The following is a 7,431-nucleotide window of genomic DNA, read 5'->3' on the forward strand; positions in this document are numbered from 1 at the left end:
ACCGGCGGCGGTGGGAGACAGCGCGGCGGGCCCCCCCCCCCCCCCCCCGGGGGGGGGGGGCCCCCCCCCGGGCCCCCCCCCCCCCCGGGGGGGGGGGGGGGGGGGGCCGCCGCGGTCGTACGCCGGTCCCGCGGTGTTCAGTTGGCGCCGGCGGGGATGGTGCCGAGGCGGCCGGCCTGGAAGTCCTCCATGGCCTGCTGGAGCTCGCGGTGGCTGTTCATCACGAACGGGCCGTAGTGGGCGACCGGCTCCCGGATCGGCTGCCCGCCGAGCAGGACGACCTCGAAGCCCTCGCTCCGGGAGTCCTGGGCGTCGTCGGCCCGGATGGTGAGGGAGTCGCCCTCGCCGAAGACGACGGCCTGGCCCAGGTGGAACGGACGCCGCTCGGTGCCCGCCGAACCGCTGCCGGCGAGGCCGTAGGCCAGGCCGTTGAAGTCGGCCCGCCAGGGCAGGGTGACCTGGGCGCCGGGGTTCACGGTCAGGTGGATCATCGTGATGGGCGTGTGGGTGGCGCCGGGGCCCTGGTGGCCCGCGATGTCACCGGCGATGAGGCGGACCAGCGCGCCGCCGTCCTCCGAGGCGAGCAGCTTCACGCTGCCGCCGCGGATGTCCTGGTACTTCGGCGCGATCATCTTGTCCGCGGCGGGCAGGTTCACCCAGAGCTGCAGCCCGTGGAAGAGTCCGCCGGACATCACCAGCGACTCCGGCGGGGTCTCGATGTGCAGCAGGCCGGAGCCGGCGGTCATCCACTGGGTGTCGCCGTCGGTGATGACGCCGCCGCCGCCGTGCGAGTCCTGGTGGATGAAGGTCCCGTCGATGATGTACGTGACCGTCTCGAAGCCGCGGTGCGGGTGCCAGGGGGTCCCCTTCGGCTCGCCGGCCGCGTAGTCCACCTCGCCCATCTGGTCCATCATGATGAACGGGTCCAGGTACTTCTGGTTGATCTTCGCGAAGGCGCGGCGGACCGGGAAGCCCTCGCCCTCGAAGCCGCTGGGGGCGGTCGACACGGCCAGCACGGGACGCGGCCGGGAGTCGGCGGCGGGCGCCGCGATACGCGGCAGAACGAGCGGGTTTTCGACGGTCACGGCTGGCATGTCGGCCTCCTTCGGGGGTTCCTCTTGCCTACGTCCACGAGATTAGTTCAACTCTCAACAAGAAGCAAGTTGAAGATTGAACTATGTCCTGACGGGAGGCCGGGGCCCGTTGCGCGGGGGCCAGCCGGCCGCGGCGGTGGGGCCGGCGGCCGGGCGGGCCGTCAGCCGTACATGCGGCGCATGGTGAAGTCGACCATCTGCTCGACCGCCTTGGCGTCGAACACCATCCGGTGCTCGCCCTCCATGTCCAGCGCGAAGCCGTAGCCGGTCGGCAGCAGGTCGAGCACCTCGGCACCGGTGACGGTGAAGTGCTTCGAGTCCTTGCCGGCGTAGCGGCGCAGCTCCTTCAGCGAGCTGAACATCGGGATCACCGGGGTCGGCGTGTTGTGCAGCGCCAGGAATCCGGGGCGCTCGCCGCGCGGGCAGTGCACCTTGGAGGTGATGAAGATGGCCTGGAAGTCCTCCACCGCCATCGAGCCGGTGGTGAAGGCCCGGACCGCGTCCGCCAGCGACGGCGGGGACGGCTCGGGGTAGAGGGACTGCTGCTGCGCCGCCTGCGGCTGCTCGCCGTACGGGCCGGGGCCGGCGCCGGGCATGCCGTTCATGCCCGGCTGCGGTCCCGCCTGCTGCTGGTAGGGATCACCCGGGTATGCGTTCTGGTCATAGCCGTACACACGGACAGGCTAGCGGGAGCGCACCCGCCCGTGCGGGCGTCGATCCTGACAAGGAGTGGCCGTCCCGCCTTGTGGGACGTGACCACGTTCATAGCGGATTCACGGTCAGGGGCTTGAAACATGTTACCGCTGGGTAGCATCATGATGCCTACTGGTGGGTACGGGGCGCCCGAACGCGGCGGTCTCCCGGAAGCGACGAACCGGAGAAAACGGCGATGGGTCACTACAAGTCCAACCTGCGGGACGTGGAGTTCAACCTCTTCGAGGTGTTCGGCCGCGAGCAGGTCTACGGCACCGGACCGTTCGCGGACATGGACGTCGAGACCGCGAAGAACATCCTGAGCGAGATCACGCGCCTTGCCGAGAACGACCTCGCCGCCTCCTACACCGACACCGACCGCAACCCGCCGGTCTTCGACCCGGAGACGAACACCGCGCCGATTCCGGACACGTTCAAGAAGAGCTACCAGGCCTTCATGGACGCCGAGTGGTGGCGTCTGGGCATCCCGGAGTCCATCGGCGGCCAGGTCACCCCGTCCTCGCTGATCTGGGGCTTCGCCGAGCAGATCCTCGGCTCGAACCCGGCCATCTGGATGTACTCCTCCGGCCCGGCCTTCGCCGGCGTCATCGCCGACGAGGGCACCGAGGAGCAGCTGGAGGTCGCCAAGCGGATGACCGACCGCCTCTGGGGCTCCACCATGGTGCTGACCGAGCCGGACGCCGGTTCGGACGTCGGCGCCGGCCGCACCAAGGCGGTCAAGCAGGAGGACGGCTCCTGGCACATCGAGGGTGTGAAGCGCTTCATCACCTCGGGCGAGCACGACATGTCCGAGAACATCATCCACATGGTGCTGGCCCGCCCCGAGGGCGGCAAGCCGGGCACCAAGGGCCTCGGCCTCTTCATCGTGCCGAAGTACGACTTCGACTGGGAGACCGGCGAGCTCGGCGAGCGCAACGGCGTCTACGCGACCAACGTCGAGCACAAGATGGGCCTCAAGGCCTCGAACACCTGCGAGATGACCTTCGGCGCCAAGCACCCGGCCAAGGGCTGGCTGCTGGGCGAGAAGGTCGACGGCATCCGCCAGATGTTCAAGATCATCGAGTTCGCCCGGATGATGGTCGGCACGAAGGCCATCGCCACCCTCTCCACCGGCTACCTGAACGCGCTGGAGTACGCCAAGGAGCGCGTGCAGGGCGCCGACATCTCGCAGTTCCTGGACAAGACCGCCCCGCGCGTCACCATCACGCACCACCCGGACGTGCGCCGCTCGCTGATGACCCAGAAGGCGTACGCCGAGGGCATGCGCGCGCTGGTCCTGCTCACCGCCTCCACCCAGGACGACGTGCTCGCCGCCCGCCTGCGCGGCGAGAGCGACGAGGCCGCCGAGCGCCTGAACGACCTGCTGCTGCCGATCGTCAAGGGCTACGGCTCGGAGAAGTCCTACGAGCAGCTCGCCCAGTCCCTGCAGACCTTCGGTGGCTCCGGCTACCTGCAGGAGTACCCGATCGAGCAGTACATCCGGGACGCCAAGATCGACACCCTCTACGAGGGCACCACCGCGATCCAGGGCCAGGACTTCTTCTTCCGCAAGATCGTCAAGGACGGCGGCCAGGCGCTCACCGCGCTGTCCGAGCAGATCCAGAAGTTCCTCGGCTCGGCCGCGGGCGGCGACGCCCTGGCCGCCGAGCGCGAGCTGCTCGCCAAGGCCGCCGGCGACCTGGAGGCGATCGTCGGCAAGCTGCTGGCGGACCTCTCCTCGGTCGAGCAGGACGTCAAGAACATGTACAAGGTGGGCCTCAACACCACCCGCCTGCTGATGGTCTCCGGCGACGTCGTGGTCGGCTGGCTGCTGCTGCGCCAGGCCGCGGTGGCCCTGGCCAAGCTGGAGGCCGGCGCCTCGGAGAAGGACGTCGCCTTCTACCAGGGCAAGGTCGCGGCGGCCCGCTTCTTCGCCAAGAACATCCTGCCGACCGTCGGCTCGCAGCGTCTGATCGCCGAGGGCATCGACAGCGAGATCATGGACCTGGCGGAGGAGGCGTTCTGACGCCCGCACCCCCGATGACCGCCTGACCCCACCCTCACACCGAAGGGCCCGGTTCCTCGACCGGGCCCTTCGGTGTGCCCGGGCCCGGCCGCCCCGACGGGCCGCAGCCCCGGTCACGGGCCCGGGATGACGGTCCGCTACCGGGCGCGGTCGCAGGGTGCGCGGGGCCCGGCGCGGCGTCAGTTCACGTTTCTGTCCGCGTTCTGCATCCGTTGGGGGGATCCGAGTGTCCTGTCCGTGTACGGGCATATGCTCAAGGTGCGAAGCCGACCCCCCATCCGGCTTCAGCCCTCCCTCGACTCAGGAGCAGCATGTCGACCGCCGCCCGTCAGGCTTTCTTCGACCGGACGCACACCGATGATCTGATTGCCTTCCTCGGTACCTCACCGTCGCCCTACCACGCGGTCGCCAGCGCCGCCGAGCGGCTGGAGAAGGCGGGATTCCGGCAGGTGGCCGAGACGGACGCCTGGGACGCGACGGCCGGGGGCCGCTACGTGATCCGGGGCGGCGCGCTGATCGCCTGGTACGTGCCGCAGGGCGCCGGTCCGCAGACGCCGTTCCGCGTCGTGGGCACCCACACCGACTCCCCGAACCTGCGGGTGAAGCCGGTGCCGGACACCGGGTCGGCGGGCTGGCGGCAGGTCGCGGTGGAGATCTACGGCGGCGTGCCGCTGAACACCTGGCTCGACCGGGACCTCGGCCTCTCCGGGCGCCTCGCGCTGCGGGACGGCAGCTCGCGGCTGGTGCAGCTGGACGAGCCGCTGCTGCGCGTGCCGCAGCTGGCGATCCACCTGGACCGCCAGGTCAACGAGGGGATGAAGCTCGACAAGCAGCGCCACCTGACCCCGATCTGGGGCCTCGGCCCGGTCGACGAGGGTTCGCTGATCGACTACGTCGCCCAGCGCGCCGGGGTGGACGCCGCCGAGGTGGCCGGCTGGGACCTCATGACGCACGACGTGCAGCCCGCCAGCTACCTGGGCCGGGACCGCGAGCTGCTGGCCGGCCCGCGCCTGGACAACCTGCTCTCGGTGCACGCGGCCACCGCCGCGCTGGCCGCCGTGGCCGGCGACGACCTGCCGTACATCCCGGTGCTGGCCGCCTTCGACCACGAGGAGACCGGCAGCGAGTCGGACACCGGCGCGCAGAGCCCGCTGCTCGGCAACGTGCTGGAGCGCAGCGTCTACGCGCGCGGCGGCAGCCCGGAGGACCGCGCGCGGGCGCTGGCCGGCACCGTCTGCCTCTCCTCCGACATGGGCCACGCCGTCCACCCGAACTACAGCGAGCGGCACGAGCCGGGGCACCACCCGATGCCCAACGGCGGACCGATCCTGAAGGTCAACGTCAACAACCGGTACGCGACCGACGGTATCGGCCGGGCGGTCTTCGCGGCGGCCTGCGAGAAGGCCGGCGTGCCGTGGCAGACCTTCGTCTCCAACAACGCCATGCCCTGCGGTACGACGATCGGCCCGATCACCGCGGCGCGGCTCGGGATCAGCACGGTGGACTGCGGCATCGCGGCCCTGTCCATGCACTCGGCGCGCGAGCTGTGCGGGGCGGACGACCCGTTCCTGCTGGCGTCCGCGATCAAGGCCTTCCTGGAGGGCTGAGCACGCCCCGGGGGTCCACGGCCCCCGACGCCGAAGGGCCCGGCCGGGTGGCCGGGCCCTTCGGCGTTCCCGGGCGTCGCCCGGAACGCGGCTACTCCATCCCGGCGAGCACCAGGGGTAGCCGGCGCGTGCCGTCCGCCGTCAGCTTCACCGGCACGCCCCAGTCCTGCTGGTGGACGTGGCAGGACGGGAACTCGATCTCCGGGTCGTCGTCGCAGGAGGCGGCCATCGCCGAGACGTGCAGCACGCCCTCGGCCACCTGGTCGGAGAGCACCAGCTCGCGGGAGAGCGGGGAGTCCGCGCCCGCGCCGGAGACCAGCAGCTCGGGCGGGGTGGAGCTGACCAGCAGCCGGGTGGACGGGCCGTAGCGCTCGTCCAGCTTCTGGCCGGTGGGCGCCGAGAAGACCACGTCCAGCTGGAACGCGCCGGCGGCGACCTCGGTGGCGGCCCGCTGGGTGCGGTGCGCCACCGACTCGACCCGGACGGCCTCCTCGGGCAGCCGCAGCCGGGTGAGCCGGTGCCGGGCGGACTCGATCACCACGATGTCGTCGTCGACCAGCACCGCGCCGGAGGGCTCGCGCAGGTCGGTGGCGAGCGTGGTCACCTCGCCGCTGGCCGGGTCGAAGCGGCGCAGCGCGTGGTTGTAGGTGTCGCTGACGGCCACCGAGCCGTCGGGCAGCACGGTGACTCCCAGCGGGTGCTGGAGCAGCGCCTGCCCCGACTCGCCGTCGCGGTGCCCGAAGTCGAAGAGGCCGGTGCCGACGGCGGTCTCGACCGCCTTCGTTTCACGTGAAACCGAACGCAGCGCCGAGGTCTCCGAGTCGGCCACCCAGAGCCGCTCGCCGTCCGCCGAGACCGCCAGGCCGGACGGCTGGGCGAACCAGGCCTCGGCGGCGGGGCCGTCGACCAGGCCCTCATTGGTGGTGCCGGCCGCGACCCGGACGGTGCCGGCCGCCGGGTCGTACGCCCAGAGCTGGTGGACACCGGCCATGGCGATCCAGACCTCGCCGTCGAACCAGGCGACGTCCCACGGCGAGGAGAGGTCGACCTCGCGGGCCGGGCCCTCGGTGGCCGAGCCCTGCCACCACTGCCGGCCGGTGCCGGCCAGGGTGTCGACGCTGCCGTCGGCCAGCCGGACGCCGCGCAGCGCGTGGTTCACGGTGTCGGCCACGATCACGTCGTAGGCCGAGCCCTCGGGGAGCAGGGCGAGGCCCTGCGGCTCGCTGAACCGGGGGGAGGTGCCGTCGACCAGGCCGCGCACGCCGTCCCCGATCCGGCGGACGACGCTCTCGCCGTCCTCGGCAAGCTCGACCAGCGAGTGGTGCCCGGAGTCGGCGACCAGGAAGTGCCCGTTCGGCAGCCGGACGGCCTTGCCGGGGAACTTGAGGTCCCCCGCGGTGGGCTCCGGCGCCACGTACGGACCGTCGCCGCGGCGCAGCGTGCCCTTGGCGGCGTGCTCCTCCTCCAGCTCCTCCACCAGCCGGGCGATGGCGTGCGCGTGCCCCTCACCGGCGTGCTGGGCGACCACGTACCCCTCGGGGTCGATCACCACCAGCGTCGGCCAGGCGCGCACCGCGTACTGCTTCCAGGTGGCGAGCGCCGGGTCGTCCAGCACCGGGTGGTGCACCTCGTACCGGGCGACGGCGTCGACCACGGCCTGGTGGTCGGCCTCGTGCACGAACTTGGGCGAGTGCACGCCGACGATCACCACGGTGTCGCGGTGCTTCTCCTCCAGCTCACGGAGCTCGTCCAGGACATGCAGACAGTTGATGCAGCAGAAGGTCCAGAAGTCTAGTACCAAAATGCGACCTCGGAGGTCGGCAAGGGTCAGTTCTTTGCCACCGGTGTTGAGCCAACCACCGGCGCCGACCAGTTCAGGGGCGCGTACGCGTGCACGAGAAGCCATGCCCCAATCAAACCCGACCTCGGGGGTCCGCATTCCGGGTGCCTGGCCGTTGTGGCAGGGCGGCAGTGGGTGATTGCCGCTGGATGTGCGGCGCAAGCCGCGTCC

At 71.4% G+C, this 7,431-nt stretch carries 5 protein-coding genes; 2 read left to right on the forward strand and 3 right to left on the reverse strand.

The window, feature by feature from the left end; translation table 11 throughout:
• Nucleotides 1-137: 137 nt before the first annotated feature.
• Together ACZ34W_RS25765 and ACZ34W_RS25770 are read right to left on the reverse strand one after the other, a co-directional pair.
• Complete coding sequence (locus tag ACZ34W_RS25765; RefSeq protein WP_329488977.1) at nt 138-1,094, reverse strand: pirin family protein; 957 nt, start codon at nt 1,092-1,094, stop codon at nt 138-140.
• A 161-nt stretch (nt 1,095-1,255) separates the two neighbouring features.
• Nucleotides 1,256-1,768, reverse strand: a complete 513-nt coding sequence (locus ACZ34W_RS25770; protein ID WP_329488978.1) for an SseB family protein — start codon at nt 1,766-1,768, stop codon at nt 1,256-1,258.
• Between the two features lie 215 nt (nt 1,769-1,983).
• Between ACZ34W_RS25770 and ACZ34W_RS25775 the strand changes: the two genes are divergently transcribed.
• Both ACZ34W_RS25775 and ACZ34W_RS25780 read left to right on the forward strand, forming a co-directional pair.
• Nucleotides 1,984-3,813 carry an acyl-CoA dehydrogenase gene (locus tag ACZ34W_RS25775; RefSeq protein ID WP_329488979.1) on the forward strand — a complete coding sequence of 610 codons (1,830 nt, stop codon included), beginning with the start codon at nt 1,984-1,986 and terminating at the stop codon, nt 3,811-3,813.
• A 311-nt stretch (nt 3,814-4,124) separates the two neighbouring features.
• Nucleotides 4,125-5,420, forward strand: coding sequence for a M18 family aminopeptidase (locus ACZ34W_RS25780; protein WP_352291224.1), 1,296 nt, complete (start codon nt 4,125-4,127; stop codon nt 5,418-5,420).
• 91 nt (nt 5,421-5,511) lie between these two features.
• Here ACZ34W_RS25780 and ACZ34W_RS25785 read toward each other — a convergent pair whose 3' ends face one another.
• Entirely contained in the window at nt 5,512-7,326 is a 1,815-nt protein-coding gene (locus ACZ34W_RS25785; protein ID WP_465607441.1) for an NHL domain-containing thioredoxin family protein, read from the reverse strand.
• Nucleotides 7,327-7,431: the final 105 nt, after the last annotated feature.

It is taken from the genome of Kitasatospora sp. NPDC022856 (assembly GCF_055561235.1).

Bases quoted from the DNA above. Each gene is read 5' to 3' on its own strand.
- ACZ34W_RS25785 (WP_465607441.1), bottom strand. From the start codon at position 7,326: ATGGCTTCTCGTGCACGCGTACGCGCCCCTGAACTGGTCGGCGCCGGT.
- ACZ34W_RS25775 (WP_329488979.1), top strand. From the start codon at position 1,984: ATGGGTCACTACAAGTCCAACCTGCGGGACGTGGAGTTCAACCTCTTC.
- ACZ34W_RS25765 (WP_329488977.1), bottom strand. From the start codon at position 1,094: ATGCCAGCCGTGACCGTCGAAAACCCGCTCGTTCTGCCGCGTATCGCG.
- ACZ34W_RS25780 (WP_352291224.1), top strand. From the start codon at position 4,125: ATGTCGACCGCCGCCCGTCAGGCTTTCTTCGACCGGACGCACACCGAT.